This is a genomic window from Kineococcus gynurae (assembly GCF_042433995.1).
GTDB classification, from domain to species: Bacteria; Actinomycetota; Actinomycetes; order Actinomycetales; family Kineococcaceae; genus Kineococcus; species Kineococcus gynurae.
Window position 1 is genome coordinate 91,691 of record NZ_JBHLUI010000002.1, and the last position, 26,082, is coordinate 117,772.

A 26,082-nucleotide genomic window follows, 5' to 3' on the forward strand; every position below is an offset into this window, starting at 1 on the left:
CGCCCCCGGTCGGATCGTTGTGGGGGATGCATGATCGGCATGGTGCGACGGGTGCGGGTGGGGGCTCGGCTCGCGGTGACGGCAGGGGTGGTGCTGGCCCTGCTCGTCGCGTGCGGCGCCGTGGCGCTCGGCACCAACCGTGCGCAGGTCCGGACCGTGACGCACCTGCGCGAGCTGGGTCGGCTGACCGACTACGTCCACGAGCAGCGGTTCTGGGACGCGGACGTGTCCGGGTGGCAGGCCGCCTACGCCTGGGACACCTACCGCTTCGGGCCGCAGCGGGCGATCGACCCGGCCTCGCCGAACCGCGCGGGCTACCTCGCCGACAAGCAGAAGCTCCAGTCCGCCCTGGCCCTCGCCCCCGTGGCCGTGATGACGCCCGACGAACGGGCCGAGAACGACCTCGTCGTGCGCAAGTGGCGGGAGTTCTTCGCCAGCGACGACCGGGCGGTCGCCGCCTACGCGGCGGGTGACCTGGCCCGGGGCGAGGACATCATCCAGAACGACAGCTGGGGCGTGTACGCCGAACTCCTGACCGCGACAGAACGCCTCACCGCCTCGGTCGAGGCGCGGGCCGCCGCTGCCCAGCGGGAGGCCGACCGTCGGGCCGACCGTGCCCGCACCTGGGTCCTGCTCACGCTGGCCCTGGCCGGCCTCGGCATCCTGTCGCTGCTCTGGCTCATCGGGCGCAGCATCCGGGTGCCGTTGCGGCGCATGCTCTCCGAGGTCCGTCGGGTCGCCGACGGCGACCTCCGGGTCCAACCGGTGGTGGAGGGTCGGGACGAGTTCGCCGACATCGCCCGCGCCCTGTCCGACGCGGTCGCCGCGACCCGGGCCACGGTCATGGACCTGGTCGGGGCCTCGCACTCGGTCTCGGCGCTGGCCGACGGGCTGTCCGCCCAGGCCAGCGCCCTGACCGACGGCAACCGGCGGACGCGCGAGGAGAGCCACCGGGTGGGGACCGCGGCCGACGCCATCTCCGAGGAGGTCGCCGTCATCGCCGAGGGGGCCCACCAGATGGGGTCCTCCATCGACGAGATCGCGATGGCGATGGACGAGTCCTCGTTCGTGGCGCGCCAGGCGGTCGAGACCGCCGAGCGGACCCGGTCCGCCGTCGCCGAGCTCGGGGCGGCCAGCGAGGGCATCGGGGCGGTCGTCGCGGTCATCACCTCGATCGCCGAGCAGACCAACCTGCTGGCCCTCAACGCCACCATCGAGGCGGCCCGCGCCGGCGAGGCCGGTCGGGGTTTCGCGGTCGTGGCCGGCGAGGTCAAGGAACTCGCCCGGGAGACCGGGGTCGCCACCGAGGAGATCGCCGCGAAGGTCGAGGCCGTGCGCAACGGCAGCGCCGAGGCGGTCGTCGCGATCGGGCGGATCTCCGGGGTCATCGAGCGGGTCGACGAGCTGCAGGCCGCGGTCGCGACCGCGTTGCAGCAGCAGACCGCCACGACCCGCGAGCTCATCGGCAGCGTCACCGGTGCGGCCCGCAGCACCACCGACATCTCCTCCATGCTGATCGGGGTCCGCTCCGCCGTCGACCACGACCAGCGCAGCCTGCGCGCGACCGTGGAGAGCGTGGGCTCGCTGCGCTCGACCGCCGACCGGTTGCGGTCGGCCGCCCAGACGTTCCGCATCTGACGCTTGCTCCTCACGCCACGTCAGGGCCGATGCTCGGAGCACCCCCACGACGGGTGGGGGAGGGGGTCGGGCGGTCCCGCACCGTCGTGGGGAGGATTCCGGGATGGACCAGGACGAGGGTTGGCGCATCGGCGAACTGGCCGGGCGGACGGGGGTGACGGTCCGGACGCTGCACCACTACGACGCGGTCGGGCTGCTGCACCCGTCGGGCCGGACCGTCGCCGGGCACCGGCGTTACGCCCCGGCCGACGTGGAACGTCTCTACCGGGTCCTGGCGCTGCGCGCGCTGGGCATGGGACTCGCCGAGATCGGTGAGGTGCTGCAGGGCACCGCGTCCCTGCGCGACCTGGCCGAGGCGCACCTGGCCCGCGTGGACGAGCAGCTGCTGGCCCTGCAGCGGTTGCGGTCCCGGTTGACCACGGTGGTCCGCGAAGCGGTGACCGACACCGACGTCCTCGACCTGGTGAGAGAGGTGAGCACGGTGCAGGAGTACTTCACGCCCGAGCAGCTGGAGACGTTGCAGCAGCGACGGGTCGAGCTCGGGGAGGATGTCGTCCGCGCGACCGAGGAACGGTGGCCGACGCTCATCGCGGAGGTGGAGGAGGCGGTCGCGGCGGGGGTCGACCCGTCCTCGCCGCGGGGGCAGGAACTCCTGGCCGAGTGGCAGGAACTGCTGCACCGCTTCCACGGCGGTGACCCGGAACTGCGGAACGCGTTGTTCCGGATGAACGAGGAGAACACCGAGCAGATCCAGCGCGACCACGGCGGCCCCAGCCCCGTGTCGATCGACTTCATCACCCGCGCCGGCCTCTGAACCGTCCACCCGCACACTCCCCGTGATCAAGGAATCCTGATGGCGGATTCCTTGATCACGGGAGGGGTGAGCGGGGGGAAGGTTTCGCGGGGGAGGGTTTCGCAGGGGGGCGGGGCCTGGGGAGGGGTGGGGTCAGGAGTCGAGCAGGCCCGCGTCGTGGGCGATGATCGCGACCTGGACGCGGTTGTGGGCGTCGAGTTTCGTCAGCAGCCGGGACACGTGGGTCTTCACGGTCGCCTCGCTCATGAAGAGTTCCTTGCCCACCTCGGCGTTGGACAACCCGCGCCCGACCGCCGCCAGCACCTCGCGTTCGCGTTCGGTCAGCAGGGTGAGGCGCTCGGTGGCCTCCCGGCGCCGGGGGTTGCCGGTGTCGGCGGCGTAGTGGCCGACCAGTCGGCGCGTGACGGTGGGCGAGAGCATCGCCTCTCCCGAGGCGACGACACGGACCGCGGCGAGCAGGTCGCGCGGCGGGGTGTCCTTCAGCAGGAAACCGGTGGCCCCGGCCTGCAACGCCTGGAACACGTACTCGTCGAGGTCGAAGGTCGTCAGCATGATGACGGCCGGGGCCGAGGGGCGGCTCGTGATCGCCTTGGCCGCAGCGAGTCCGTCCATCACCGGCATCCGGACGTCCATGAGGACGATGTCGGGGTGGTGGGCCGAGACGGCCTCCACCGCCTGCACGCCGTTCTCGGCCTCCCCGACGATGTCGAGGTCGTCGGCGCTGGTCAGGATCATCCGCAGGCCCGCCCGGACCAGGGCGTCGTCGTCGACGAGCAGCACCCGGGTGGGACGGTCCGGGGTGGGGGTGGTCACGGGTTCCTCCGGTGGTCGTCGGTGGCGCGAGGAGTTCCCTCCGCCGGTGCCGCGGTGTCGTGGACGGTCGAGAGTCTGGCACCCGGGCGGAAGTCGGGCGGCGTCCAGGCCGCGCGGTCGGGGTCGGCCCCTTCCGCGCAGGGCCAGGGCAGGACGGCCCGGACCGCGAAACCCCCGCCGGGTTCCAAGCCGGACGTCAACGTGCCGGAGGCGATCCCCACCCGTTCGGTCAGGCCGACGAGACCGGACCCGGTGCCCGGCAGGTCGTCGGCCCGCGAGGTCGGCCGTTCGTTGACGACGCTCACCAGCAGCGAGCGGCCGGTGGTACCGGTCCGGGTCGAGACCGTCACCATCGTCCGGGCCGAGGGGGCGTGCTTGTGGACGTTGGTGAGCGCCTCCTGCACCACCCGGTAGACGGTGCGCCCGAGTTCGGCCGGGACGTCGGCGTGCAGGGGGACGTCGGTCCGGAAGTCGGCGTCGACCCCCGCCTCGCGCGACCCCTCCACCAGCCGCCGCACGTCGACCAGGGTGGGCTGGGGCAGGAGTTCCGCCGCACCGACCGCGGAGCCGGTCTCGCCCGGGGTGCGCAGCACGCCGAGCACCCGGCGCAGGTCCTCCAGCGCCGTGCGGGCCGTCTCGCGGATCGTGGCCGCGCTCGCCTCCACCTGCTCGGCCCCCACGTCGGGCCGTACCTCCAACCCGCCCGCGTGCAGCACGACGAGCGAGATCCGGTGGGCGAGCACGTCGTGCATCTCGCGGGCGATGCGGGTGCGTTCGGCCAGCCGCGCCTGCTCGGCCCGCAGGACCTGCTCGGCCTCGGCGCGCTCGGCCCGTTCGCGCAGGCTCCGCACGAGGTCGCGGCGCGCCCCGACGAACGCGCCGAGGAAGACGGCGATGGCGACGAACGCGGCCGAGGTGAGCAGCGCGACCAGCCAGGACACCCCGGGCGCGCGCAGGCCCGAGGCGACGGAGGTGACGAAGACGACGGCCGAGAGGAGCACGAGCAACCGGTCGCGGCGACGGACCGCCAGGGTCAGCAGCGCGAGGACGGCCACGCCGTCGAAACCGACGAGCAGCCCCACGGCCGACCCGGCGACGGTGAGGACGACCGGGTAGCGCCGCCGCCACCACAGGGCCAGGGCCGAGAGGGCGGCGAGCACCCCGGACAGGACGACCGGGGCGCGGACCGCGGACGTCGAGAACTCCACCCGCCCGCCCTGGGTCAGCAGGTCGTGCGTGAACGCGGCGGCGAAGGCGAGGCCGAGCACGACGAGCAGCACGTCGCGGATGCGGGGGCCGTAGCGCTCGATCCAGGACCGACGACGCAGGGTGTCGTGCACCCGCCCAGGCTAGGTCGGTGCGCACGGGCGAGGATCGACCGACGGTCGGCGATCCGGTGCAACGTTCAGCCGACCGGGCAGCGTCCTGCCGAGGAGACCGGACCACGGGCGTCCGGGCGGAAGGGGGGGACCGGGATGCTCGGCGACGAGGAACGGGGCGGGGCGGGGGCCGACGACGCGTGGGGCCGGGCCCTGCGCGGGGCGGCCGACCAGCGGCCGGTGGACGTGGCCGCGCTGCTGGTGGGCGCGCGCGGGCGGGCGGTCGGGATCCGACGGCGACGACGGGCCACGGTCGGGGCGCTGGCCCTCGTCGCCCTGGTGGTCCCCGTGGGGTGGAGCCAGCTGGCCCGGCCCGACGCGGCGGTCCCGCCGGCGACCCGACCGACGAGCACCGCCTCCGTGGCGGCGCCCGCGGTACCCGACGACGTCCCCGCGGCGGCGATGCTGAGCGACGCCGACGTGGCGGCGCAGCTCCCGGAGCTGGTCCGCACCGACGACGACGCAGCCGTCCCGGCCGGGACGCCGGTGACCACGGGGGCCTGCACCGACCAGGTGCTGCCCGACGCCGACCTCCGGGCGGGGCGGTCGACGCTGTGGAGCGAGAACCCGGTCCTGGCCGACGGTCCGCCGCGGGCGCTGCGGGAGACCGTGCTGGCCCTGGGCGGAGACGCGCCCGAGCGGGCCGTGGCCGTCACCCGGGACCAGCTGGCCGACGGGTGCCAGGCTCCCGAGGAGACCGGCCCGTGGACGGCGTTCCCGGTCGGCGGGGTCGGGGAGGCGGTGGTGGGCGGGTACGCGAGCCTGACCGACTCCGTCTACCGCTTCACGGTCGTCACCCACGACGGGCCGTTGCTCGTCACCGTCCAGGGCGACGTCGCCGCCGGCGACCCCGCCGACGTCACCGCCCTGGCCGAGACCCTGGCCCGCACGGCGGTCCAGCGCGCCCTGGACGGCACCGAGATCCCGGCGGCCACCCGATGAGGGCCGTCCGGGACGGCACCGCGGCCCCGCCCGCCCGGACCTCGGCCGAGGAGCAGTTCGAGGCGTTCGTCGTGGCCCGTGGCGCGGCCCTGGTCCGGCTGGCCCGGGGCCTGCTGCGCGACCCCGACACCGCGGAGGACGTCGTGCAGGACGTGCTGGCCAAGGCCTTGCTCTCCTGGTCGCGGGTGTCCGGGGCCGACGACCCGAACGCCTACGTCAACCGCATGGTCGTCAACGCGTGCACGTCGTGGTGGCGGCGGGCGGCCCGCCGCGAGGGGCCGACGCTCGACGGCGACCTGCCGGAGCGGCCCACCGGTGGCCGGGCGGCCGACGCCATGCTGGCCGACCGCGACCAGTTGCTCCGGGCGCTGCGCGGACTGCCGACCCGGCAGCGGACGGTGCTCGTGCTGCGGCACTTCGAGGACCTCGCCGACGAGCAGATCGCCGACCTCCTGGACATCTCTCCCGGCACGGTCCGCAGCAACGCCCACCGCGGGCTCGCGACCCTGCGGACCCGTCTCGGCGGCACCTGAGCGCGGCGGGTTCAGATCGGGATGATCCACGCCGATCAAGCTGGGGAAGAGATCCGGGGAAGTCCAGGAAGGGCACCCCACGGCCGGAGGATGATCCGTGTTCCGTCGTAAGCAGCAGGCGCCCGCGCCCATGCCGACCCCCCGCGACGTCGAGGCGCTCGAAGCCGTCCTCGACGCCCTGGACGGGGGCGTCCGGGACGCGGTCGAGGGGCACCGGCTGTGCGTCGAGGCCCTGGTGCGCGCCCTGGGCCTGGAGTACGGCGCGGTCTGGCTGCCCGACGACGACGACCGGTTCGCCCTGTCCGCCGAGGCGGGCCCGGTGGCCGAGCAGATGGCCCTGGTCCGGACCGTCCCCTTCGAGCACACCGCGGGTCGCGGCGCCGTCATCAGCCGCACACCCGTCGCCTGCGACGAGGTGGAGAGCAGCCTGCGCTGGACCACCGCCCGGGCCGCCGGGGCCCTCTACGGGGCCTTCGTCCCCGTGCTGGAGCGCGGACGCCTGGTCGCGGTCCAGGAGTTCTACAGCCGCACCCCGCTGCCGTTCTTCGGGCCCCGCGCCGAGAAGTGGCAGGCCATCGCCCGCGTCGCCACCCACGCCCGTCGTGCGGCGCTGGGCCAGACCGCGTTGCAGGAGACCCTGAACGACCGGATGGCGGTCACCACGGTCGTCACCCGGGTCGGGGAGGCCGCGACCGAGGCCTCGGCCATCGTGATCGCCCTGTCCACGGTCCGCGAGGTCTTCGGCTGGGCCTACGGCTCCTTCTGGGAGCTCGACGAGGCCCGTCAGCAGCTGCGCTTCAAGACCGACTCCGGTTCGGCCGGCGAGGAGTTCCGCCGGGCGACGCTGGCCACCTCCTACTCCCCGGGCGTCGGGCTGAACGGGCGGGCCTGGCAGTCGCGCGAGCTGCTCTACGTGCCCGACCTGGGCGAGCTCGGCGACTGCGTGCGCGCCCCCGCCGCGCAGCGGGCCGGCATCCGTTCCGGGGTGTGCTTCCCGGTCGTCGTCGGCGGTCGCATCATCGGCACGATGGACTTCTTCACCCACAACCACGTGGACGTGTCGGAGTCCCGCATGGACGCGCTGCGCAGCGTCCAGCAGCTCCTCTCGCAGCGTCTCGACGTGGTCCGCCGGGCCGAGCACGACGCGCAGAACGCGCTGGACCTGCTGCAGACCGTGTCGCGGCTGCGCGACGCGACCCAGGACGCGGGCCGGGTGGCCGACGCGGCCGTCGGGCACGCGCTGACCATGACCGCCGACGTGGACGCGCTGTCGCAGGCCTCCGCCGCCGTCGGCGAGGTCATCAAGATCATCTCGGGCATCGCCGACCAGACGAACCTGCTGGCCCTGAACGCGACGATCGAGGCGGCCCGGGCGGGCGAGCTCGGCCGCGGTTTCGCGGTCGTCGCGAGCGAGGTCAAGGACCTCGCCCGGGAGACCGCCGAGGCGACCCAGCGCGTCGTGCACCAGGTCGCCGGGATCCAGCAGTCCTCCCGCTCGGTGCAGCACGGCATCGAGGAGACCTCGGCCATCGTGCGCGAGCTGGACACCGTCCAGGCCCGCATCAACGAGGTCATCGACGAGCAGGTGCGCATGGCCTCGGCCTTCGACAGCCGCGACTGACCGGGTTCTGCCCTCAGCGGACGATCCTGTCCGGACCCGCCCCCGACGCCTAGCGTCGGGGGCGGACCCGTTCCCCGTGCCCGAGGAGACCGCCTTGGCCCGTCCCGCGCTCCGACTCGTGCCGTCCGCGTCGTCACCGTCGCCGTCGTCGTCGCCGCCGCGGTCGGCCCGCCGGTCCCCGGACCCGTTGCTGCGTACCGTCTTCGGCGCGGTGCTGCGCGAGGAGCGGCTGGCCCAGGGCCGCACCCTCGCCGCCGTCGCCCGCCGGTCGGGGATCTCGTTGCCGTACCTGTCCGAGATCGAACGGGGTCGCAAGGAACCGTCCTCGGAGATCCTCGCCGACCTCTGCGGCGCCCTCGACCTCACGGTGCCCGACCTCCTCGCCCGCAGCCTCCGCACGGTCACCACCCGCGCCGTCCCGACCGCCCCGTCGTCGGTGCAGCTGCGCCTGGCCGCCTGACCCCGGGCGCCGGCGGACGCACCGCGACCCGGCACCCGAGGCACTAGCGTCCTCGGGTGCCGACCCCGCTCCGCCGAGCCCTGCCCGCCGCCGCCCTGCTGCTGGTCTGGCTGGTCGGCGTCGTCGGGACCATGACGGTCACCCTGGCGACCCTGCCGCCGACCGGTCTCGACGTTGCCTACGACTGGCTGCGGCCCTATCCCGAGTGGGTGCAGGCGCTCAGCCGGTGGGACGCCAACCACTACCTCGACATCGCCCGGGACGGGTACCAGAACCCGATCCAACCGGCGTTCTACCCGCTGTACCCGCTGCTGGTGCGCGGGGTCGCGAGCCTCGGGGTCGGTCTCCCCTACGCGGGGGTCCTCGTGAGCTGGGTCGCGGCCCTCGTCGCGCTCGTGTGCCTGCGCGGGATCGCGCGGGACCGGTTCGGGGACGAGGCCCGGGTCGCCCGCACCGCCGTCGTGTTCCTGCTCGCGCCGGGCGCGTTCTTCCTCGCCGCGATCTACACCGAGGCGCTGTTCTGCGCGCTGGCCTTCGCCGCGTTCCTGTTCGCCGGGCGGGGGCAGTGGGCCCGCACCGGGCTGGTGCTGGCACTGCTGACCGCGACCCGGTTGCCCGCCCTGGTGGTCCTCGGTGCGATCGTCGTCGAGCACCTGGCCCAGAAGGGGTTCTCGTTGCGCCCGTGGCGGATCGGCCGGCTCGACCGGTCCACCGCGTGGCTGGCCCTGGCCCCGGTGGGGGTGCTGTCCTGGTACGGCTGGTGCTGGGCGGCCCTCGACGACCCGCTGGCCTCGTTCCACGCCTACGACATCGCCTGGACCTACCAGGTGTTCGACCCGAACATCGCCCACACCCTGTGGGTGAACCTGGTGAAACTCGCCGGGTACGCGACCGCGCCCGGCGGCCCCGACGTCGCCTGGTTGTTCCGCGACGGGCTCGGCGTCGGCACCTGGCTGGTCCTGCTGGGGTTCACCGTCGTCCTGGCCCGTCGCCAGCCGTTCTCCTGGACGGTGCTGGCGGTGGGCACGCTCGTTCTCACCTCGATCAACAGCAACTTCCAGGCCGTCAACCGGTACGCGCTGGTCGTGTTCCCGGTCGCGGTCGCCCTCGCCGGTTCCCGGCGGCTGGCCGGGGAGGGGAGGCTGGCGCTGGTGCTCCTCCCCTCCGCGGCCGTGCTGTTCTCCTCCGCGATGCTCTTCGCCCAGGCCCGCTGGGTCGGCTGACCCCGCTCAGGCGACGGCCGGCTCGACCACCCGGTCGGCCATCCCGTACTCCACCGCGGCTCTCGCGGTGAGCACGAGGTCGCGGTCGAGGTCGGCCCGCAGCTTCTCCACCGGGTGGCCGGTGTGCCGGGAGAGGACCCGTTCCACGTCGGCGCGGATGCGCAGCACCTCGGCGGCCTGGATCTCCAGGTCGGCGACCGTGCCCTGGGCCCCGCCGGAGGGTTGGTGCAGCAGGACGCGGGAGTGCTCCAGGACCGAACGCCGGCCCGGGGTGCCCGCGGCGAGCAGGACCGCGGCGGCCGAGGCGGCCTGCCCGACGCAGAACGTCGCCACGTCGGGCTGGACGAAGCGCATCGTGTCGTAGATCGCGGTCAGCGCGGTGGCCGAGCCGCCGGGGGAGTTGATGTAGAGGCTGATCTCGGCGGTCGGGCTCGCCGAGGCCAGGTGCAGGAGCTGGGCGACGACGACGTTGGCGACCCCGTCGTCGATCTCCCCGGCCAGGAAGACGATGCGGTCGCTGAGCAACCGCGAGAACACGTCGGCGGTCCGCTCCCCACGGGGGGTCGTCTCGGTGACGTAGGGGATGGGGTAGCCGGCCATCAGAGACCCACCTTCCGGTCGCGGGTGGCGGGCAGGTCGGCGAGGGAGGTGAGGACCTCGTCCACGAGCCCGTAGGCCCGGGCCTCCTCGGCGGTGAACCAGCGGTCGCGGGCCGAGTCGGCCTCGACCGTGGCGACGTCCTGCCCGGTGTGCTCGGCGATCAACCGCTGCAGCGTCGCCTTGGTGTGGGCCAGGTTCTCGGCCTGGATGGCGATGTCGGCGGCCGTCCCGCCGATCCCGCCGGAGGGCTGGTGCATCATCACGCGGGCGTGCGGCAGCGCGAAGCGGCGCCCGGGGGTGCCCGCGCAGAGCAGGAACTGGCCCATGCTGGCCGCCAACCCGAGGGCCACCGTGGTGACCTCGTTCGGGAGGGCCCGCATCGTGTCGTAGACGGCGAGGCCGGCGGTGACCGACCCACCCGGGGAGTTGATCCACAGGGTGATCGGTCGGCGGGGGTCCTCGACCGAGAGCAGCAGAAGCTGCGCGCACAACCGGTGCGCGACGGCGTCGTCCACGGCGCTGCCGAGCACCAGGATGCGTTGCTCCTGCAGCCGTCGCCCGAGCTGCTCGTCCAGGGTGGGGGGAGCCTCGTCGCCGGCCGTCGACGACGGCCCGGCGAGGGAGGTGGGACGGTGGATCATGGTGGACCTCCAGGGATCGGTGGTCGTCCCACCGTCGCCCCCCGGGGCCGCACCCGGCCGCGCCTTCTGCTGCCGGCAGAGGATCGTCACCATGTGAGAACGGGACGTGTCCTCAGGTCGCCTCCCGGGGCAGGCTGGTGGGGCAAGCGTGCAGCGCAGCGAAGGAGCTGAGATGGCGTTCCCCGCGAAGTACCCGCAACTCAACGACACGACGCTGACGGACGAGGCCAAGAGCGTCCTGATCCGCGTCCTCCGGGTCGCCTTCCCCCACGAGCAGATCCCCGACGGTCCTTACGAGCGCACCGCGGACACCATCCTCGCCGAGGCGGAGAAGTCCACCTGGTTCCGCGTGGCTCTCACCCAGGGTCTGCTGACCCTGAGCCACCTCGCCGGCGGCGACTTCCGCGACCTCGACGACGAGGCGGCGACGAGCGTCCTGAAGCGCATCGAGACCACCGAGTTCTTCGGCTTCGTGCGGCGGACGACCGTCCTCAACTTCTACGACAACGCCGACGTGTGGGACCTGCTCGGCTACGAGGGGCCCAGCTTCGACAAGGGCGGTTACGTGAACCGGGGCTTCGACGACCTCGACTGGCTGCCCGAACCGCGGATCGACACGTACTCCGGCCCCGCCGAGTTCCACGACATCGCCCCGACCGTGCCGCTGGCCGGCAACTCCCCGCAGCGCAGCGCCCAGGGCGAGGCGGACACCCGCAACCAGCCCGGAGCCACCGAAGCCACGATGCAGGAGGTCGCGAAGTGAGCGCGCAGTCCATCGGCAAGCCGCAGTCGCAGGACGAGGACGCCGTCGTCATCATCGGTTCCGGCGCCGGTGGCGGCACCCTCGCCTACGAGCTGACGAAGGCCGGGATCCCCGTCGTGGTCCTCGAGGCCGGTCCTTACCTGCGCAACGAGGACTACCTCAACGACGAGTGGGAGGCCTTCAACCAGATGGCCTGGCTCGACCCGCGGACGACCTCGGGGTCGTGGCGGATCGCCAAGGACTTCCCGAACCTGCCCGCCTGGATCGTCAAGGCGGTCGGCGGGACCACCACGCACTGGTCGGGGGCGACCCCGCGGTTCAAGGCCCACGAGTTCCAGGCCCGCACCACCTACGGCCGGGTCGAGGGGGCGAGCCTGCTCGACTGGCCGATCACGCTCGAGGAGCTGGAGCCGTACTACACCCGGGCCGAGGACGCCATGGGGTCCACGCACACCGGCGGCCGGGCCCCGCTGCCCGCCAACAACAACTACAAGGTGTTCGCCAACGGCGCCGAGAAGGTCGGCTACTCGTTCTACTCGACGGGCCCCTACGCGACGAACGCCGAACCCTACGATGGGCGCCCCGCCTCGATCCAGGACGGGTTCAACTTCCAGGGCGACAAGAACAAGAGCAAGTGGTCGACGCTGGTCCGGGAGATTCCGCGCGCCGAGGCGACCGGGTTGCTCGACCTCCGTCCCGAGAGCCACGTCGTGCAGATCACGCACGACGCCCGCGGTCGCGCCGACGCGGTGCTCTACCTCGACGCCGAGGGGAACCTGCAGCGGCAGAAGGCGAAGCTCGTCTGCGTGGCCGGGAACTCGATCGAGACCCCGCGCCTGCTGCTCATGTCCGCGAGCCCCATGTTCCCCGACGGGTTGGCGAACTCCTCGGGCCAGGTGGGTCGCAACTACATGCGGCACACGACGGGGTCGCTCTACGCGCGCTTCCCGCAGCCGGTGCACATGTACCGCGGGGAAACGATGGCCGGGGTCATCGCCGACGAGTCCCGGCACGACCCGGACCGGGGTTTCGTCGGCGGCTACTACATGGAGACCATCTCCCTCGGGCCCGCCTTCCTCGCGAGCTTCGCCGACCCGGGTGCGTGGGGTCGGGAGTTCACCGAGGTGATGGACGCCTACGCGCGGACGGCCGCGATGTGGGTCGTCGGTGAGGACATGCCGCAGGAGACCAACCGGATCACGCTCAACACGGCGATCACGGACAAGTTCGGTCTCCCCGTGCCCAACGTCCACTTCGACGACCACGCCAACGACGCCGCCATGCGGGAGCACGGCTACCGGCAGGGCACCGCGTTGTACGAGGCGGTCGGCGCGACGGGCGTCCACCGGACCCCGCCCTACCCCGCCACCCACAACCTCGGCACCTCGCGCATGAGCGCGCGGGCGGACGAGGGTGTCGTCGACAAGTGGGGCCGCACCCACGACGTCGACAACCTGTTCGTGTCCGACGGTTCGGTGTTCACCACCGGTGCTGCGGCGAACCCGACCCTGACGATCGTGGCCCTGGCCATCCGGCAGGCGGAGTACATCGCCGACCAGCTGAAGACCGGGGGCATCTGACCCGGTCGCCCGAACGCCCGTGGTGGCCGTGTCCCCCCTCGACGCGGCCACCACGGGACCGGGCCGGACCGCATCTAACCCGAGGTGCGTCCGGACCGGTAGTACCGCGAGACGCGGTTGGCCGACTCGCGCAACGCCCGTTCGACCTCGGCGGCGCGCATGGACGTCAGCGCCTCCGTCGGGGAACTGATGGCCACCGCCCCGACGAGCATCCCGGCGCCGTTGCGGACCCCGGCGGCGGCGCAGGTCATCCCGGGAACGAACTCCTCGTGCTCCCAGGCCAGCCCGGCGCGGCCGATCTCCGCGAGGTGCTCGGCCAGGGCGTCGCGGTCGGTGAACGTCGAGGAGGTCAGTGCCGGGGTCCCGTACCGGTCGAGGTGACGGGCGGCCTCGTCCTCGTCCATGCCGGCCAGCAGCAGCTTGCCGAACGCCGTGGCGTGGGTGGCCTCGTGAAAACCGAACCGCAGCGGCGTGATGCGGGGATGGACGGGGCAGTCCACGACGTAGGTGACCACGACGTCGGAGCCGCGGTACACGGCGAAGTAGGCCGCGGTCTGGCCCGCCTGGTGCAGGCGGGCGATCTCGGCCCGGACGGGGGCGGGCACCCCGATCTGCCGGTGCAGGGACGCGCCGAGCCGGTCGAGCTTGTAGCCCAGCTCGAACCGCTTCTCCTTGCGGAGGTGGACCAGGTAGTCGCTGCTGACCAGGGCCTGCAACAGCCGGTAGGTGGTGGGGAGCGGGTAGCCGAGAGCCTCGGAGACGTCCTTGGCGCTGGCCCCGCCGCGTTCGGCGACCACCTCCAGGATGGCCAACGTCTTCTCCACCGTCTGCACGCTGCCGGACGGGGCGGAGTCGCGGGGGGGTCGTGGACTGACCCTCAGCGCAGCGTCGGCGTCGAGCACAGGGTGATCGTACGTCGGGGGTGCGCTCACGGCTGTCCGGGGAAGAAGACCTCCTCGATCCGGGTGCCGAAGAGCGCCGCGATGCGGAAGGCCAGCGGCAGGCTGGGGTCGTAGCGTCCGGTCTCGAGCGCATTGACGGTCTGGCGGGACACGTCCAGCAGGTCGGCCAGGGTCGCCTGGCTCCAGCCCTTGTCGGAGCGCAGCTCGCGCATGCGGTTGTCCATCCCGGTCGTCCCGCGCTCAGCGTCGGTTCTGCACCGCGGCGGAGATCCCGAACGCGGCCATGCCCGCCGCCAGCACCCCGAAGCTCGGGGTCCCGGCCGGGAAGGGTGCGCCGGCCGAGGCCAGGAAACCGAGACCGACGGCCGCGGTCATCGCCGCCGCGAACCCGACGCCGATCGCGACGAGCAGCTGGGTCCGGGCGAACTCGTCGACCCGGCGCAGGTGGCGGACCACGGCGCGGACCACGAGCAGGGTGGGGACGACGGGCAGCAGGGCCCAGGCGAAGCGCCAGGGACTGGTTCCGTCGAGGTGCCCCACGGCACCGACCAGGACGACGACCAGCACGTAGGTGATCATGCCCGGCAGGAAGTCGCGGTAGTAGGCCGCGGCCCGCGCCCGGTCGCCCCGACTCATCCGGGTGTCAAGTTTCCTTGTCATGCCTCGACTGTGCGCCGGTCCGGTCGGCCATGTCAAGTCTCCTTGACAACGGGTGCGGGGAGGGCGGGGGCCGGGCACCATCGGGACGTGCACCGTTCCGCCCGGGGTCGGGTCCGCGCCCCGCGGTGGCGCGGACGCGGGTGGTGGGGCGCCGGGGAGCGGGGTCCCGAGCTCGACGAGCTGCGGGGCCGGGTGGTGCTCCTGGACTTCTGGACGGGCGGGTGCGTGAACTGCACCCATGCGGCGGGCGAGCTTCGCGCGCTGGAGGAACGGTTCGGGGCCGACCTCGTGGTGCTCGGGGTGCGCACCCCCAAATTCCCGCACGAGGCGACCCCGGCGGCGCTGCGAGCGGCGGCCGGACGGCTCGACCTGCGCCACCCCGTCCTCGACGACGCCGACCGGGCGACGTGGGACGCCTACGCCGTGAAGGCCTGGCCCACGGTCGTCCTGCTCGCCCCGGACGGTTACGTCGAGGACCGGTGGTCGGGGGAAGGGCACGGTGCGGAGATCGGCGAGCGGGTGGCCGAGGTCCTCGACCGGCACCGGGCCGACGGGTCCTGGCGGACCGGCCCGGACCTGTTCGTCCCCGAACCCCGGGTGACGAAGAGTTTCCGCTTCCCGGCCCGCCTCGGTGCGGCGGCCGACGGTGGCGTCCTGGTCGCCGACGCGGGGAACTCCCGGGTCGTGGAACTCGACGCCGACCTCGTCACCGAACGCTGGAGTTCCACCGCGAGCGCTCTCGTGGAACCCCGGGGGTTCTGCTTCCTGCCCACCGCGGTCGCGCGCGAGGTCGGCCACGACCTCGTGGTGGCCGACGCCGGTGGGCACGCCCTGTTCGGACGCCGCTCCGACGGTTACCTGCATCGCATCGCCGGGACCGGGGAACCGTTGCGGCGCCGCGAGGGGGGCGGACCGGCTGCCCAGCAGACGATGTCGACGCCGGAAGACGTAGCCTGGTTCGACGGCCAGGTGGTCGTGGCCATGGCCGGGGTGCACCAGCTGTGGGCCCTGGACCCGCTTGCCGGACACCTCCGGGTGATCGCGGGGACGACCGCCGAGGGGCTGCGCGACGGTTCCGCGGAAGCCGCCTGGTTCGCCCAGCCGACCGGGTTGGCCCCCGACCCGGTCGGCGACCGGTTGTGGTTCGTGGACGCCGAGACCTCGGCCCTGCGGTGGCTCCGACGCCGTCCCGGGGTGACTCCCGACCGCAGCATCCCCGGGGTGGTCGACCCCCGCTTCGCCAACGTCGACCCGGTCGCCCGGCCGGGGTACGAGGTGCACACCGTCGTCGGGCAGGGGTTGTTCGAGTTCGGGCACCTCGACGGTCCCGCGGCCGAGGCCCTGATGCAGCACCCGCACGGGTTGACCGTGGCGCCCGACGGGTCGGTGCTGGTGGCCGACACCTACAACGGCGCGGTCCGACGGGTCCGTCCCGACGGAGAGGTGAGCACGATCGCGCGCGACCTCGCCGAACCCACCGACGTCCTGGTGCAGGGCGACACCCTGGTCGTGGTCGAGTCCGCCGGGCACCGGCTGACCCGCGTGCCGCTGGAGGGGGAGGACTGCGCCGACCTCTGCCGGCCGCGGTTCTAGATAGCCGGGGTCAGCCGTCCCGGTGCGCCGCGGTGCTGCGGCTGCGGTGGTGACGCCGGCAGAGGACCTCGTACTCGACGGTGCCCACCGGCCCGACGTCGAGGGTGCCCTCGACCCGGCCGACGTCCCCCACGAGAACCTGGTCCCCGGCCACGACCATCCGACCGTCGACCGTGCGCGCGTTGTGGGTGGCCCGGGCCCCGCACCAGCAGATCGCCTCGACCTGGGGCACCTCGACCCGGTCGGCGAGTTCGATCAGGCGGGCGGAACCCGGGAACAACCGGGTGCGGAAGTCGGCGGTGATCCCGAAGGCGAACACGTCGATGCCGAGGTCGTCGACCACCCGGGCCAGTTGTTCGACCTGCTCGGGGGAGTAGAACTGCGCCTCGTCCCCGACCACGTAGTCCACCTGCTCCCCGGCCCGTCGCCGGGAGTCCACCTCGGCGAACAGGTCGGTGTCGTCGCGGACCTCGAAGGCGGGGCGTCGCAACCCGATGCGGCTGGAGATCACCGCCTCCCCGGCCCGGTCGAACCGGGTGAACAGCAGGCCGCGGCGGCCGCGGACGGTGTGGTTGTGGTCGGTCTGCAGGGCCAGCGTCGACTTCCCGCAGTCCATCGTCCCGGAGAAGAACACGAGTTCGGCCACGGCCGACCATCCTGCCGCAACGGTGCCGGCCGGAGGTCAGGGCCCGCCGACCAGGCCGTACCCGACCCATCGCCCGTCGGCGGGCAACCAGATCACCGTCGCCGTCGCTCCCGCTGCCGCGGGCCGGGCGAGGACGGGGGTGTCGCCCAGCACCCGGCCGACCTCCCGGGTCCCCGCGGGCGGTCCGGCCACCGGCTCCCCGCGGCGGTAGTCGCGATCCTCGAAACGCACCCGGGGCGGGGACTCCGAGGCCTGCAGCCGCCACTCCCCGGTCTCGTCGTGGACCTCGTGCAGCCGGAAGGCCGCGACGCCGAGCGCGACGAGCACCACCGGCAGGGCCAGTCGGGTGACCCTTCGGGGCCAGGTCCGGTGTCGGGCGGGCACCGGCCCAGCCTAGGAGGCCAGGATGATCGCCGTCCGGTCTTTCGAAGGGTGGCACGTGGAGCCGACGGGTTCCCGACGCTCTGCTGACCCCGGGGAAACTGGCCGAGCAGATCTGGGTCCACCGTTCGGCCAACGCGGCTGTCGTCGTCTCGTGCGGGTTCCTGGGCCTGGGACTGGTGGTGTTCACCGCGATCTGGACCAACGGTGACGCCAGCCTCGGGCCGGCCCTCGGCTGGACGGTCGCGTCCGGTCTGCTCGGTGTGGTTCTGCAGGCCCTGGCCGGGGCGGTGCTGGAACTGTTGACACCGGGCAGGATGCGCGAGCTCCTCGTCGAACGAGACCTGCACCCGGCCGGCGTCGTCCTCGGCGCCGCCCAACTCGCGGTGTCCCTGGTCGTGGTCGCCTCGATCTGGTGAGGGCGCTGACCGCGACGTGCCCGCCCCAAACCCGTGATCATGGAATTCCCCGGCGCCGAATTCCTTGATCACGGGAGGTGGGGGCGGGGGAGGTGAGGTGGGGTCAGCCCGCGGGCGGGCGATACAGCCAGGCTCGTCGGAGCGGGGCGGCCGGTTGTTCGTCCTCATCGGGCAGGAATCGGTTCCCTCCCAGAAGAATCAGGACCAGGGAAACCCGACGACGACGCGGCGACGCGGCGTCCGCCCCGGTCGGACCGAACCGTCCGGCACCGGCCGTCGTCTCCGTCCGGGGAGATGCCGTCGACCCGTGGGTCTGACGATCACAGCACGACTCCGTGCCCGTTGTCCGGTGAACAGCAGGGGCGGCCCGACCGACACTCAGTGCCACCGACGGACGCGGGACACCCGGTCGTCCGTGCAAGTGCCGTCCTCGACGTTCTCCAACCGCGTCACGACCTCCTCCACGAGCATGGCCTCCTCGCTGTAGCCGGCCGCATCGGTGGCCGGCGTCGACGCGAGGAACTCGGAGGCGTCCTCCCCCCGGGCCTCGACCCGGCGCCGGACCTCCTCCTGGTCCATCGACACCGCTCCTGTCGTCCGGAGACCCGCTCGTCCGCCGATCACAGCACAGGACCACCCCGACCGTCCGAGGAACGGCGGGGGTGGTCCTGGTGCTGAGGTGGGGACGGCGACCTCAGGCGTCCCCGGTCCCGACGGCCACGGCCTCGGTGCGCGAGTGCGCCTCGACGGGGTGGTCGACCACCCGCAGGTGGCGGGCGTTGTCCAGCAGGATCAGCAGGCCGACGGCGACACCGGCGGCACCGAGGGCGAACGGGGCCCAGGGGGCGACGGCCTCACCGAGGACACCGGCGGCCCAGGCGGCCAGGGCCCCGCCGACGAACCGCACGGCGGAGTAGGCCGCCGACGCGGTCGCGCGGGGGACGGGGGAGACCTCCATGACCAGCTCGGTCACCACGGTGTTGTTCACCCCGAGGAAGATCCCGGCGACCACGGTGCCCACGACGAGGAACGTGGGGTGGCCGACGAGCACCGCCTCGGCGGCGAGGACCAGGGCGAACAGACCGAGCATGGTGGCGACCACGGGGACGGCGCCGAAGCGCCGCTGCAGCGCCGGGGCGAGCAGGACCGAGGCCAGCGCCAGGCAGATCCCCCAGCCGAAGAAGACGAGCCCGAGCCCGGTCGGGGAGGCGATGCCGAGCGCGAACGGCGTGTAGGCCAGGAGCGTGAAGAACCCCAGGTTGTAGAAGAACGCCATCACGGCCACCGCGCGCAGGCCCGGGTGGCGCAGCGCCCGGATCGGGTCGGCGAGTCGGGGGCGGACCGCCGGCCGCGGGGTCGCGGGCAGCAGGACGGAGATGGCCAGGAACGCGACGGCCATGAGCGCGGCGGTGCCGAAGAACGGACCGCGCCAGCTGATCTCGCCCAGGGCGCCGCCGAGCAACGGTCCGACGGCGATGCCCAGTCCCAGCGCGGCCTCGTAGAGGATGATCGCGCCGGCCGTGCCGCCGCTCGCGGCGCTGACGATGGTGGCGAGCGCGGTCGCGATGAACAGGGCGTTGCCGAGACCCCAGCCGGCCCGGAAGCCGACGATCTGACCGATCGACCCGGAGGCCCCGGCCAGGGCGGCGAACACGACGATGAGGCCGAGACCCATCAGCAGGGTCTTCTTGGCCCCGTAGCGGCCGGCGACGGCGCCGGTCAGCAGCATGGCCAGACCCGTGATGCCGAGGTAGCTGGTGAACAGCAGCAGGGTCTGCGAGCGGCTGGCGCCGAGGTCGTGGGCGATGGCAGGCAGGATCGGGTCGACCAGGCCGATGCCCATGAAGGACACCACGGCGGCGAAGGCCACCGCCCAGACGGCCACCGGCTGCCGGAGCAGGCTGGTGCCGGGGGAGGACACGCTCATCCCTTCGTTCGGAAGTAGTTGCTTAGGGACACTATAAACCTGAGGGGTCCATAGTGCGACGCCGAGCGACGTTCCGTGATGAAGTAGGACCGTGAGTACTGATCCCGGGACTGTGGGCGACGAGGGTGGCGACCGGCGTCACGACGAGGAGCTGCCCGACCGTCGGCGGACCGTCGACCTGACGCGCGCCGAGCGGGGTGAGCCCGAGCGTCGCGCCTTCCCCGGCCTGGAACGGCGCGGGACCGCCGGCCCCGAGCGGGAGCAGCTGCCCGAGGACGACTGAGGTCCTCGCGCTCCCGGCCCCGGGTCACATGATCGAGCTGAACGCCTCGACGTCGCGGATCTGCCCGGACACGATGATCACGTCCTCCGCGCCGAGGATCGTGTCCTGGGTCGCGTAGGTGAAGCCCTCGCCCGGGGTGTGGTGGGCCACCACCGTCACACGGTATTCGCTGCGCAGCCGGGTCTGGCCCAACGTGCGCCCGACGAGGGCCGGGGGCGGGGTCATCTTGACCATCGCGAACCCGTCCTCGAACTCGATGAAGTCGAGCATCCGACCGCGCACGAGGTGCGCGACCCGCAGCCCCATCTCGTGCTCCGGGCGGATGACCTTGTGGGCGCCGAGCTGGCTGAGGATGCGGGCGTGGCTCTCCGAGATCGCCTTGGCCCACACGTGGCGGATGCCGAACTGCAGCAGCACCGACACCGTGAGGATGCTCGCCTCCAGGTTGGTGCCGATCCCCACGACGGCACGGTCGAACTCGTCCACCGAGAGCTGGCGCAGCGCCTCCTCCTTGGTGGAGTCGGCCACGACGGCGTGGGTGAGGTGACCGGCGAGCTCGTCGACGAGCGCGGGGTCGGAGTCGATCCCGAGGACGTCGACGTCGCCGCCCTCCATCAGTTCCAGCGCCAGGGAACGACCGAACCGCCCCAGTCCGATGACGACGACGGAGCGGGGAGTCGCGAGTGCAGACCGCCTAGCCAATGATCGGCCTTCCTTCCGGGTACTCGTAGAGACGCTTGCGCTCGCGCAGGGCCAGCGCCGCGCCCAGGGTGATCGGCCCGAGGCGGCCGAGGAACATGAGGGCGGCCAGCAGGATCTGCCCCGAGTCGGGCAGGTCCGCCAGCAACCCGGTGGAGAGGCCCACGGTCCCGAAGCTGGAGACGACCTCGAACAGGGCCATGTCCATGGGGGCACCGGTCATCTCGACCAGGAGCAGCGTGGAACCGACGACCACCGCGACCGAGACCAGCGCGACGGTCAGTGCCTGCCGGTAGACGCGCTCGGGGATGCGACGGGCGAAGACGGTCACGGTCTGCTCGCCGCGGAACTCGGCGACCAGGACGACCAGCAGCAGGGCGAACGTCGTGACCTTGATGCCGCCCGCGGTCGAGGCCGACCCGCCCCCGATGAACATCAGCACCGACATGACCATCCACGACGCACCGGTCATCTCGGTGATGTCGACGGTGTTGTAGCCGGAACTGCGGGTGGCGGTGGCCTGGAAGAAACCGGCCAGCAGCTTGGTGTCCCAGGACAGGGGGCCGAGCGTGGCCTGGTTGCCCCACTCGTTGGCGGTGATCAGCAACCAGCCGAGCACCAGGAGGACCGACGTCGTCGTCAGGGTCAGCTTGGTGTGCAGCGACCACTGCCGCGGCCGGCGGAACTGTCGGCGCAGCTCCAGGAGCACGGGAAACCCGAGACCACCGAGGATCGTCGCCGCGAGGACCGGCAGGCAGACCCATGGGTCGGCGACGAAGGCCGTGAGGCTGTCGCTGCGAAGGGCGAAACCGGCGTTGTTGAACGAGGAGACGCCGAGGAACACCCCCTCCCAGAGGGCCGAGGCGAAACTGCGGTCGTAGGCGAGGAGGAAGCGGGCGGTGAGCATCACGGCGGTGACCAGCTCGACCAGCAGCGAGACCTTGACGACCCCGAGCAGGACCCGGCGCACGTCACCCATCTCGACCCCGCGCGACTCCGTCGCCGTCCACATCCGGGTGCGCAGCCCCAGGCGACGGGACATGAACACCCCCAGCAGGGACGCCGAGGTCATGATCCCGAAACCGCCGACCTGGGCCAGGGCCAGGATGACCACGAGCCCGAAACCGGACCAGTGCTCGCGGGTGTCGACCACGACGTGGCCGGTCACGCACAGGGCGCTGACCGCGGTGAACAGGGCGTCCACGAACGCCGCGCCCCCGGGCCCGCGCCGGGCGATGGGCAACCAGAGCAGGGCGGTGCCGATCGCGACCGCCACCCCGAACGCGAAGGCGACGACCTGCGCCGGGTGCCGCAGGAAGGGGAGCTTGAGGCGACGTCGGAGACCTGCCTCCACGTGGTGCCTCCTGCCGGGCCGGATCGAGCGGGGTCAGGCTAGGGCATGTCTGGCCCGATCCCTCGATCATGCCGGAGGGTCGGCGCCGGGCCGTCCGCAGGCGGTCGGGCCGAGAGACGCGTCGGGGGCGGGTCGGGCTCCCTACCCCCGCCCGGGGGAGAGGGGGTCGTCGTCGTCGATGCCGATGGCCATGAGCAGGTCCGGACGTCCCAGGAAGCGGGCCGACTCCTCGGCGCTCGGTGAGCCGCGGTAGGGATCGGCCCCGGCGCGCACGAGCGCCGTGACGACGTCCTGCCGGTCGTTGAGGACGGCCATGCCGAGCGCCGTCCGCCCGCGGTTGTCGGCCCGGTCGGGGTCGGCCGTCCGGGACAGCAGGGCCTCGACCGTCTCGACGTGGCCGTGGGAGGCGGCGAGCGCCAGGAGCGTGCTGCCCTCGGCGTCGGCGGCGTCGACCGGCAACCCGTGGTCCAGCCAGGCGCAGAGCGCCTCGGTGCGTCCGGCCCGAGCGTGCTCGAAGAGTCGTTGGGCCAGGTCGACCGCGCGTTCTTCGTGCGCGGTGCCGGGGGCGTCGGCCCCGGCGGTCCCCCGGCGCCCGGTCTCCTCGCTCACGCGGTCAGGGTACGGACCCGGGGCGACCCCCCGGGGATCACCGGGTGTCGGGACGCGGGCGGTCGCCTCAGGCGGTCCCGCCCAGCGCGTTGACGGTGGACATCGCCGTGCCGAGGGCGGCCAGGTAGGCCCGGGAGACCTCGTACATCTCGTGCTCGGGGACGTCCTCGTTCTCGCGCTCGTAGGCCAGCACGGCCTCCAGCGCGTGCCCGGCGGCCCCGCTGTGCTGCACGAGGGCGCTCCGGACGCTCAGGCCGACACCGGTCGTCTCGACGAGCTCCTCCTCGGACATGCCGAGCGCGCTGGCCACCCCGGACAGCAGGCCGGCGGTGTAGGCGACGTCGGCCTCGGAGTCGGGCACCAGCTGCTGGCAGGCCGCGGCCCGGGCCAGGACCGTCGTGAGCGCCTCGCTGTCGACGCTGGTCACGCCGCCGAGCAGCATGAGCACGACCCAGGAGCTGAGCTGCCGGCGACCGATGAGCACGATCGACTGACGCAGCGACGTGATCTCCTGCCGGGCCCCGTAGGCCGCGGAGCTCACGGTGCGCAGGACCCGCAGGCTGAGCCCCGGGTCGGAAGCGACCAGCTTGGCGATCTCGTCGGTGGTCGCCTCGTTGCCGCTGAGGGCGCGCAGCAGCCGCAGGCAGACCAGCTGCGAGGGCGAGAGGCTGGCCGCCTCCATGGTCTGCGGGCGGCTGAGGAAGTACCCCTGGAAGAGGTCGGCCCCGGCCTTGAGGCACCGCTCCAGGTCCGCCTGGGTCTCGATGCGCTCGACCACGATCAGGGCCCGCGGGTTGTTCAACCGCACGTGACCGATGAGGCCTTCGAGACGGTCGCCCACCGCCTCGAGGTCGATCTTGACGTAGTCGGCGATGTCGACGGCCGCGAGCCGCCCCTCCTCGCCCGCATAGTCGTCGACGGCGATCCGGTAGCCCTGCTGCTTGAGGTTCATGAGGCCCTTGAAGACCCGCTCGTCGACCTCGATGTCCTCCAGCAGCTCCAGGACGACCTGGTCGGGGGCGCACGGCACCGGGAGCTCCCCGGTGAAGAAGCCGCGGGTCAGGTTGATGAAGAGCAGCTTGTCGCCGGCGATCTGCTCGACGCCGAAGTCCCCGAACGTGGCGCTGATCACCTGGGAGGTGGCGTAGTCCTGGGCGGCGCTGCCCGGGGCGAGGCCGGCGGCGGTGCCGCCGTGGGCCCGGAACAGCAGCTCGTAGGAGTACACGTGCCGTTCCCGGTCGTAGATGGCCTGCCGGCCGACCCGCACCGGTGCGGGGGGCGCTGGGTGCTCCATCTGAGGCATCATCGCGGACGCACCACCGAAACGGCAGGGGCGAGGTGGGCGGCCTCGCGGGGCATGGTCATGGGCTTGTCTTCTCCGGCTCGCAGCGACGGGCGGGACGCCGACGTCGTCACCCGGCGAGCCGGGTGAACCGTCGTGATCCGCATGACTACTGATACGGATCGTCGAGCGCGAATCTTGAGCCGTCCGAGCGGGTGCCCGCACAGATCCACCGGTCGGGTGAACGGGCGACCGGCCGCGGCCCCGGTCAGAGGGCCGTGCGGTGGAAGTCGTGGAAGGAGCGGCTCGGCGTCGGGCCCCGCTGTCCCTGGTAGCGCGACCCGGAAACGCCGCTGCCATAGGGGTTCTCGGCCGACGAGGTCAGCCGGAAGAAGCAGAGCTGGCCGATCTTCATGCCCGGCCAGAGGGTGATCGGCAGGGTCGCCACGTTGGACAGCTCCAGGGTGACGTGACCGGTGAACCCGGCGTCGATGAACCCGGCCGTCGAGTGGGTCAGCAGGCCCAGCCGGCCGAGGCTGCTCTTGCCCTCCAGACGGGCCGAGAGGTCGTCGGGGAGGGTGACGACCTCGTAGGTGCTGCCGAGCACGAACTCGCCCGGGTGCAGGATGAACGCCTCGTCGGGCTCGACCTCGACCAGTCGGGTCAGCTCGGGCTGCTCCTGGCTCGGGTCGATGACCCGGTACTTGTGGTTGTCGAAGAGGCGGAAGAACCGGTCGAGCCGCACGTCGACGCTGGAGGGCTGGACCATCGCCGCGTCGTACGGGTCGAGCACGACGCGACCGGCGTCGACCTCGCGGCGGATGTCGCGGTCGGAGAGCAGCACGCCGGTCACCGTACAGGCCGGGGCAGCGGTGATCGGCGGCTCGGGCGGGAGGGGTGACGGAGCGCCCCGTGGAGTGCGTTAAGCTCGACTCGCTCGTCGAGGCCGTGGTGCGGCTCCGACGGTTCGCGGGTGTAGTTCAATGGTAGAACTTCAGCTTCCCAAGCTGATAGCGCGGGTTCGATTCCCGTCACCCGCTCCGCGTGAGGCCCCGGTCGTGCTCCGACCGGGGCCTTCGTCGTTCCCGGCCGATGAGCCCCTCTCCGGGCACCGCGCCGGGGCGGCAGCCCCCCGGCTACCGGGCGCCGTTCGGCGAGTCGTCCAGCGCGACCCTGTGGCGGTCCCGCCGACCGTCGGTGTCCGTCGCCTCCGCCCCGGCCACCCGGACCCGGTCGCGGCCCTCCTGCTTGGCGCAGTAGAGGGCCTGGTCGGCCCGATTAAGCAGGCGGGCGAGGTCGGTCTCGTCGTGGGTCGGGCCCGGCACGTCGGCCGCGACCCCCGCGCTGACGGTGACCGCCTCGGTGGTGGTCGCGGTGACCCGGGCGATCTCGGCGCGCAGCCGCTCGGCCGCCTCGACCGTCGCCTCCGCCGAGGGCCAGCGGGCGAGCCAGGCCAGCTCCTCCCCGCCCAGGCGGACGACGGCGTCGCTCCCGGCCCGGCAGCTCTCCCGGAGGACCCGCGCGACGGTGACCAGGACCTCGTCGCCGATCTCGTGGCCGCGGCGGTCGTTGACGCTCTTGAAGTGGTCGATGTCCACGACGACGACGGCCAGCACCGGCCGGGTGCGTCCGGTCGGCTCGGCGACCAACCGACGGTGGGCGAGGTCGAGCCCGCGCCGGTTCAGCAGACCGGTCAGGGGGTCGGTCGTGGCGGCCCGGTGCAGGGCGGCGGCGGCCCGGTCCCGTTCGTGCCCCAGCCAGACGATGATCCCGGTGACGGCCAGGGTCAGCGTCACCGTCCCGGCGACGTCGGCCACGAGCCGACCCGCGCCGGCACCGGCGTCGGCCGCCTGCAGCAACGCCACCTGCCCGGCCAGCGCGGGGACCACCGTGACCGGGACCCAGCGGGGAGGGACGAGCAAACCCGCCGCGGCGCAGAGGGCGAGGAGCGCCAGGGCCGCGACGGTGATGTTGCCGATCCGCGGCGGGGAGAGGCCGCTCAAGGTCATCAGCACCGTGTCGGTGGCAAGGGCCACCGCCACCAGACCCCGCGCCACCAGCTGCCCCCGCCGCAGCGACCGCACGGCGAGTGCCGCGACCGAGGACCACAGCGCGACGGCCACCGCGACGGGCAGGAACGCCGCGAGGTCGGCCCGCGACAGCGCCACCAGCAGCCCGGGCACGCAGAGCAGGGCCATGGCCGTGAAGGCGAGCGCCTCGATGCGCGCCCGGACCGCGGGGCGCCCGAGCAGCGGGTCCGGTTCGGTCACGGGTGACCATCGACGATTCGCAGGGCGGTCTTGACGTCGTTCCCGGTGGG

At 73.0% G+C, this 26,082-nt stretch carries 29 protein-coding genes and 1 tRNA gene; 13 read left to right on the forward strand and 17 right to left on the reverse strand.

Features of this window, described 5'->3' with window-relative positions; translation table 11 throughout:
* Positions 1 to 30: 30 nt before the first annotated feature.
* Together ACFFKU_RS00985 and ACFFKU_RS00990 are read left to right on the forward strand one after the other, a co-directional pair.
* Complete coding sequence (locus ACFFKU_RS00985) at positions 31 to 1,638, forward strand: methyl-accepting chemotaxis protein (protein WP_380134602.1); 1,608 nt, start codon at positions 31 to 33, stop codon at positions 1,636 to 1,638.
* Positions 1,639 to 1,741: 103 nt separating this feature from the next.
* Entirely contained in the window at positions 1,742 to 2,452 is a 711-nt protein-coding gene (locus ACFFKU_RS00990; RefSeq protein ID WP_380134604.1) for a MerR family transcriptional regulator, read from the forward strand.
* Positions 2,453 to 2,584: 132 nt separating this feature from the next.
* Here the strand turns inward: ACFFKU_RS00990 and ACFFKU_RS00995 are convergent, their stop codons facing one another.
* Positions 2,585 to 3,265: a response regulator gene (locus tag ACFFKU_RS00995; RefSeq protein WP_380134606.1), complete on the reverse strand. Its 681-nt coding sequence runs from the start codon at positions 3,263 to 3,265 to the stop codon at positions 2,585 to 2,587.
* Entirely contained in the window at positions 3,262 to 4,605 is a 1,344-nt protein-coding gene (locus ACFFKU_RS01000; protein WP_380134609.1) for a sensor histidine kinase, read from the reverse strand. Before ACFFKU_RS01000 ends, ACFFKU_RS00995 begins: the two co-directional genes overlap by 4 nt.
* A 135-nt stretch (positions 4,606 to 4,740) precedes the next feature.
* Between ACFFKU_RS01000 and ACFFKU_RS01005 the strand changes: the two genes are divergently transcribed.
* The 5 genes from ACFFKU_RS01005 to ACFFKU_RS01025 all read left to right on the forward strand — a co-directional run bounded on the left by ACFFKU_RS01005 (position 4,741) and on the right by ACFFKU_RS01025 (position 9,423).
* Positions 4,741 to 5,586 carry a serine/threonine-protein kinase gene (locus ACFFKU_RS01005; RefSeq protein WP_380134612.1) on the forward strand — a complete coding sequence of 282 codons (846 nt, stop codon included), beginning with the start codon at positions 4,741 to 4,743 and terminating at the stop codon, positions 5,584 to 5,586.
* Positions 5,583 to 6,119, forward strand: coding sequence for a SigE family RNA polymerase sigma factor (locus ACFFKU_RS01010; protein WP_380134615.1), 537 nt, complete (start codon positions 5,583 to 5,585; stop codon positions 6,117 to 6,119). Before ACFFKU_RS01005 ends, ACFFKU_RS01010 begins: the two co-directional genes overlap by 4 nt.
* Before the next feature lie 97 nt (positions 6,120 to 6,216).
* Positions 6,217 to 7,740, forward strand: a complete 1,524-nt coding sequence (locus tag ACFFKU_RS01015) for a methyl-accepting chemotaxis protein (RefSeq protein ID WP_380134617.1) — start codon at positions 6,217 to 6,219, stop codon at positions 7,738 to 7,740.
* Between the two features lie 187 nt (positions 7,741 to 7,927).
* Complete coding sequence (locus ACFFKU_RS01020; protein WP_380134619.1) at positions 7,928 to 8,200, forward strand: helix-turn-helix domain-containing protein; 273 nt, start codon at positions 7,928 to 7,930, stop codon at positions 8,198 to 8,200.
* Between the two features lie 56 nt (positions 8,201 to 8,256).
* The gene (locus tag ACFFKU_RS01025) at positions 8,257 to 9,423 is read left to right on the forward strand and encodes a mannosyltransferase family protein (RefSeq protein ID WP_380134622.1); all 1,167 of its coding nucleotides are present in this window, start codon (positions 8,257 to 8,259) and stop codon (positions 9,421 to 9,423) included.
* A 6-nt stretch (positions 9,424 to 9,429) separates the two neighbouring features.
* Here the strand turns inward: ACFFKU_RS01025 and ACFFKU_RS01030 are convergent, their stop codons facing one another.
* Together ACFFKU_RS01030 and ACFFKU_RS01035 are read right to left on the reverse strand one after the other, a co-directional pair.
* Complete coding sequence (locus ACFFKU_RS01030) at positions 9,430 to 10,023, reverse strand: ClpP family protease (protein ID WP_380134625.1); 594 nt, start codon at positions 10,021 to 10,023, stop codon at positions 9,430 to 9,432.
* The gene (locus ACFFKU_RS01035; RefSeq protein WP_380134628.1) at positions 10,023 to 10,664 is read right to left on the reverse strand and encodes a ClpP family protease; all 642 of its coding nucleotides are present in this window, start codon (positions 10,662 to 10,664) and stop codon (positions 10,023 to 10,025) included. The genes ACFFKU_RS01030 and ACFFKU_RS01035 overlap by 1 nt, the downstream gene beginning before the upstream one ends.
* A gap of 172 nt (positions 10,665 to 10,836) precedes the next feature.
* Here ACFFKU_RS01035 and ACFFKU_RS01040 point away from each other — a divergent pair, with 172 nt between their 5' ends.
* Positions 10,837 to 11,427, forward strand: a complete 591-nt coding sequence (locus tag ACFFKU_RS01040) for a hypothetical protein (protein WP_380134631.1) — start codon at positions 10,837 to 10,839, stop codon at positions 11,425 to 11,427.
* The gene (locus ACFFKU_RS01045; RefSeq protein WP_380134634.1) at positions 11,424 to 13,007 is read left to right on the forward strand and encodes a GMC family oxidoreductase; all 1,584 of its coding nucleotides are present in this window, start codon (positions 11,424 to 11,426) and stop codon (positions 13,005 to 13,007) included. The genes ACFFKU_RS01040 and ACFFKU_RS01045 overlap by 4 nt, the downstream gene beginning before the upstream one ends.
* A gap of 74 nt (positions 13,008 to 13,081) precedes the next feature.
* Here ACFFKU_RS01045 and ACFFKU_RS01050 read toward each other — a convergent pair whose 3' ends face one another.
* Genes ACFFKU_RS01050 through ACFFKU_RS01060 form a run of 3 tightly spaced genes read right to left on the reverse strand, consistent with a single transcriptional unit; the run spans position 13,082 to position 14,569 of the window.
* Positions 13,082 to 13,909 (reverse strand): IclR family transcriptional regulator, encoded by an 828-nt coding sequence (locus tag ACFFKU_RS01050; RefSeq protein WP_380134636.1) that lies wholly within the window; start codon positions 13,907 to 13,909, stop codon positions 13,082 to 13,084.
* Between the two features lie 26 nt (positions 13,910 to 13,935).
* Positions 13,936 to 14,133: a helix-turn-helix transcriptional regulator gene (locus ACFFKU_RS01055; RefSeq protein ID WP_380134638.1), complete on the reverse strand. Its 198-nt coding sequence runs from the start codon at positions 14,131 to 14,133 to the stop codon at positions 13,936 to 13,938.
* A gap of 16 nt (positions 14,134 to 14,149) precedes the next feature.
* On the reverse strand, positions 14,150 to 14,569 hold the full coding sequence (locus ACFFKU_RS01060) for a hypothetical protein (RefSeq protein ID WP_380134641.1): 420 nt from the start codon (positions 14,567 to 14,569) through the stop codon (positions 14,150 to 14,152).
* Positions 14,570 to 14,656: 87 nt separating this feature from the next.
* Between ACFFKU_RS01060 and ACFFKU_RS01065 the strand changes: the two genes are divergently transcribed.
* Positions 14,657 to 16,162: a thioredoxin-like domain-containing protein gene (locus ACFFKU_RS01065; protein WP_380134644.1), complete on the forward strand. Its 1,506-nt coding sequence runs from the start codon at positions 14,657 to 14,659 to the stop codon at positions 16,160 to 16,162.
* A 10-nt stretch (positions 16,163 to 16,172) separates the two neighbouring features.
* On the opposite strand, the gene ACFFKU_RS01070 is transcribed toward ACFFKU_RS01065, so the two are convergent.
* Complete coding sequence (locus tag ACFFKU_RS01070) at positions 16,173 to 16,808, reverse strand: thymidine kinase (RefSeq protein ID WP_380134646.1); 636 nt, start codon at positions 16,806 to 16,808, stop codon at positions 16,173 to 16,175.
* 36 nt (positions 16,809 to 16,844) lie between these two features.
* Positions 16,845 to 17,192 (reverse strand): hypothetical protein, encoded by a 348-nt coding sequence (locus tag ACFFKU_RS01075; protein ID WP_380134648.1) that lies wholly within the window; start codon positions 17,190 to 17,192, stop codon positions 16,845 to 16,847.
* Between the two features lie 83 nt (positions 17,193 to 17,275).
* Between ACFFKU_RS01075 and ACFFKU_RS01080 the strand changes: the two genes are divergently transcribed.
* Positions 17,276 to 17,608, forward strand: a complete 333-nt coding sequence (locus ACFFKU_RS01080) for a DUF350 domain-containing protein (protein WP_380134790.1) — start codon at positions 17,276 to 17,278, stop codon at positions 17,606 to 17,608.
* A 378-nt stretch (positions 17,609 to 17,986) separates the two neighbouring features.
* Here ACFFKU_RS01080 and ACFFKU_RS01085 read toward each other — a convergent pair whose 3' ends face one another.
* Together ACFFKU_RS01085 and ACFFKU_RS01090 are read right to left on the reverse strand one after the other, a co-directional pair.
* Complete coding sequence (locus tag ACFFKU_RS01085) at positions 17,987 to 18,187, reverse strand: hypothetical protein (protein ID WP_380134651.1); 201 nt, start codon at positions 18,185 to 18,187, stop codon at positions 17,987 to 17,989.
* A 115-nt stretch (positions 18,188 to 18,302) separates the two neighbouring features.
* Positions 18,303 to 19,535 carry an MFS transporter gene (locus ACFFKU_RS01090; RefSeq protein ID WP_380134654.1) on the reverse strand — a complete coding sequence of 411 codons (1,233 nt, stop codon included), beginning with the start codon at positions 19,533 to 19,535 and terminating at the stop codon, positions 18,303 to 18,305.
* Between the two features lie 91 nt (positions 19,536 to 19,626).
* Here ACFFKU_RS01090 and ACFFKU_RS01095 point away from each other — a divergent pair, with 91 nt between their 5' ends.
* Entirely contained in the window at positions 19,627 to 19,818 is a 192-nt protein-coding gene (locus ACFFKU_RS01095) for a hypothetical protein (protein ID WP_380134657.1), read from the forward strand.
* 24 nt (positions 19,819 to 19,842) lie between these two features.
* On the opposite strand, the gene ACFFKU_RS01100 is transcribed toward ACFFKU_RS01095, so the two are convergent.
* The 5 genes from ACFFKU_RS01100 to dcd form a co-directional block, all read right to left on the reverse strand.
* On the reverse strand, positions 19,843 to 20,520 hold the full coding sequence (locus ACFFKU_RS01100) for a potassium channel family protein (protein WP_380134660.1): 678 nt from the start codon (positions 20,518 to 20,520) through the stop codon (positions 19,843 to 19,845).
* Complete coding sequence (locus ACFFKU_RS01105; protein WP_380134662.1) at positions 20,513 to 21,871, reverse strand: TrkH family potassium uptake protein; 1,359 nt, start codon at positions 21,869 to 21,871, stop codon at positions 20,513 to 20,515. The genes ACFFKU_RS01100 and ACFFKU_RS01105 overlap by 8 nt, the downstream gene beginning before the upstream one ends.
* A gap of 141 nt (positions 21,872 to 22,012) precedes the next feature.
* Positions 22,013 to 22,480: an ankyrin repeat domain-containing protein gene (locus tag ACFFKU_RS01110; RefSeq protein ID WP_380134664.1), complete on the reverse strand. Its 468-nt coding sequence runs from the start codon at positions 22,478 to 22,480 to the stop codon at positions 22,013 to 22,015.
* A 67-nt stretch (positions 22,481 to 22,547) separates the two neighbouring features.
* Complete coding sequence (locus ACFFKU_RS01115) at positions 22,548 to 23,774, reverse strand: EAL and HDOD domain-containing protein (protein WP_380134666.1); 1,227 nt, start codon at positions 23,772 to 23,774, stop codon at positions 22,548 to 22,550.
* Positions 23,775 to 24,030: 256 nt separating this feature from the next.
* Complete coding sequence (gene dcd, locus ACFFKU_RS01120; RefSeq protein ID WP_380134668.1) at positions 24,031 to 24,606, reverse strand: dCTP deaminase; 576 nt, start codon at positions 24,604 to 24,606, stop codon at positions 24,031 to 24,033.
* A 125-nt stretch (positions 24,607 to 24,731) separates the two neighbouring features.
* On the opposite strand from dcd, the gene ACFFKU_RS01125 reads away from it, so the two are divergent.
* Positions 24,732 to 24,802: transfer RNA gene (locus ACFFKU_RS01125), tRNA-Gly, on the forward strand.
* 96 nt (positions 24,803 to 24,898) lie between these two features.
* Here ACFFKU_RS01125 and ACFFKU_RS01130 read toward each other — a convergent pair.
* Complete coding sequence (locus tag ACFFKU_RS01130) at positions 24,899 to 26,032, reverse strand: GGDEF domain-containing protein (RefSeq protein WP_380134670.1); 1,134 nt, start codon at positions 26,030 to 26,032, stop codon at positions 24,899 to 24,901.
* Positions 26,033 to 26,082: the final 50 nt, after the last annotated feature.